The sequence below is a fragment of the Winogradskyella wichelsiae genome, from assembly GCF_013403925.1.
In the GTDB taxonomy this organism is placed as follows: Bacteria; Bacteroidota; Bacteroidia; order Flavobacteriales; family Flavobacteriaceae; genus Winogradskyella; species Winogradskyella wichelsiae.
This window is the reverse complement of the sequence record NZ_JABFDJ010000030.1, coordinates 1-2,526: the sequence shown is the minus strand read 5'-3', so window position 1 is coordinate 2,526 and position 2,526 is coordinate 1. Positions and strand designations below refer to the sequence as shown.

The following is a 2,526-nucleotide window of genomic DNA, read 5'->3' as shown; positions in this document are numbered from 1 at the left end:
TTAACCTTATTCCTCTCTTTTGTTCTTTCTAATTATATAGCTTAAATTTAGTGTTTTTATTAAAATGCTAACTTAAGACGTATATAATTTATTGCTGCTTCTCGCCTACTCACGAAAAGCCCTTCGGCTTTTCTATTTCGGTTATTATTTGCTAAATTACTCGCTGAAACAACGCAACAAACCATATACCAAGCCGTTGCCAGTAATTTGAGAAACAGCGCGAAAAACGATTAAATTTATGATTTGGAATATGGTAAATGAATTTTATAAAGACCTTTTTCAATATCATTATGAAAAGCAGAAAACGAAAGATTCTGACCCAGAAGTTTTTCCGATTTTTATAATTTCATTCTGCCAAGGAACAAACTTTCTGATTTTATTAATTGCGATATATTTTATAACTGACTTAAATACAATTGTCGGTAAAAACTTTATTCCATATTCGATTTTTGTGCTATACATACTTTTTGGCGGAATAAACTTTTACAGATACGTAATAGAAAACGGAACTGAAAAAATAATAAAACGGAATAAAACAATTGACAAAAAAATGAAATTATATAGCAATCTTTATGTTATGTTCTCTATTTGGTTCCCATTGTTATTGATTTATTTCTTTAACGAGATTTATTAAAATTGGACTGAATTATAATAAGAATAACTGAATTGAAAAAAATAAAAACTACTGGCAACACCGTGTATAATTAATTGCTTTGGTCGTTACTTATTTGGAAAATTCCTTCGGAATTTTCTCGCGTTCGTTTTTGTTTACTAAATTAGTTGCTGAAACACGCAACTAACCATACACAATCACGTTTTGCGTAAGCTGAACAAACCAACGAAAATTTAGTTAAAATTTAATCTTTTAAGCTGTTTATAAGCGAAAAAAAGAATCAAAATCGAATGATATTTAAAGGAATTAATGACCAAACAGTTGAATTTAGGATAACTAATTATCAGTTTCCTGAAATAACTGATTGCGAATATGACTCTAATTGGTTGTTGATTTATTTAAAAGTAAAAAGTGATTGCGGGAATTGGGAAACGGTTGACCCATCACTTTTGGTTCGAGATATAACAGATATTATTGAATGGTTTGAGAAATTATCGAATGACATTGAAACAGATACGGATTCACTTGTGTTTATGGAACCGAATTTGGAATTTGATTTGACCAAAAAATATGCGATTAGAAAACGAATCAGAATATCATTTGATTTGGAATCTCGCCATCCGAATGCCAAAGATGATGAAGAATTTTATGTGGATTGTGAATTTAATAATGCGGAATTAAAACAAATTGCATCTGAATTGAAAAAAGAAGCGGAATTATATCCAGAACGTGCGATTAAAAACAAAAAAAAATCATTCATCGATGTTTTTAAAAATTCAGTAAATTCGAGAGCCAAATAGCGAAAAGCCTACGCACAACACCGTGTATAATTAATTGCTTTGTTCTTCCCTACTTGCGAAAATTCCTGCGGAATTTTCTCTGGTCCGTAAAAGTTTGCTAAATTGGCTACCAAACCACGCAACTAACCATACACAAGACCGTTGTGTGTAATTTGAAAAACTAAATCGAATGAATAAACTTTACTTTTTTATTATTTTATTTTCTACATCTTTTGGATTTGCTCAAATCGTCAATATTCCAGATGCCAATTTTAAAAATGCGTTACTGAACACAAATTGCGTTGATACAAATAATGATGGAAATTTTGACTCTGACGCTGACACGAATGATGATGGAGAAATTCAGGTAAGTGAAGCAGAAAATGTTACAAGCCTTTTCATTAGTCTTCAAAATATAAGTTCAGTTGTTGGACTATCAAACTTCGTAAATTTAACCGAACTCTACTGTTCTGATAACCCTTTATTAGAATTTGATGTTTCAGCATTAACTAATCTCGAAAGATTAAGATGTGTTGACCTCGATTTAGTAGAGGTTTTAGATTTCTCTTCAAACTCAGGTTTAACATCACTTGAATGTGACCTTAATGACTCTTTAGAATCGTTAAATATCCAAAATGGAAACAATGTAAACCTGACAAGAATGTGGGCAAACTCTTCACCAAATTTAGAATGTATTCAAGTAGACGATGAAAATTTTGCGAATGGTCAAGCTTGCAATGGAGGTGCAATTCAGTGGTGTAAAGATAATTCAGCTGTTTATAGTGTAGATTGTGCTTCCCTTTCAATTTCAGATTTTAATTTAAATCTCACCAAAGTTCATCCGAATCCGACTAAAGATATAATTAAGGTCAGTACGAATTTAAGTTTTGATAGTTTTGAGATTTATAATATTTCTGGACAACTTTTAATAAAAGAAAAATTAAAAAGCGGAAACATAAATTTGACCGAATTAAAGTCTGGTGTGTATTTTCTGAAATTAAGTAGTCAAGAAAAAGGAGTTACTAAAAAAATAATTAAGGAATAAAAAAACTACACACAACAAAGTACTGTGGTAAAAAACAAGTAAAAACTTATTAATTTATTGCTAAAGTACTTCTGTAATTATTATCATAG

At 30.2% G+C, this 2,526-nt stretch carries 2 protein-coding genes; both read left to right on the top strand.

The features are described 5' to 3' along the window. Window positions 1-903: 903 nt before the first annotated feature. A complete protein-coding gene (locus HM985_RS17015; protein WP_179377403.1) occupies window positions 904-1,413 on the top strand; it encodes a WapI family immunity protein in 510 nt (169 codons plus the stop codon). A gap of 169 nt (window positions 1,414-1,582) precedes the next feature. Further along, window positions 1,583-2,437: a T9SS type A sorting domain-containing protein gene (locus HM985_RS17010; protein ID WP_179377402.1), complete on the top strand. Its 855-nt coding sequence runs from the start codon at window positions 1,583-1,585 to the stop codon at window positions 2,435-2,437. Window positions 2,438-2,526 lie beyond the last annotated feature (89 nt).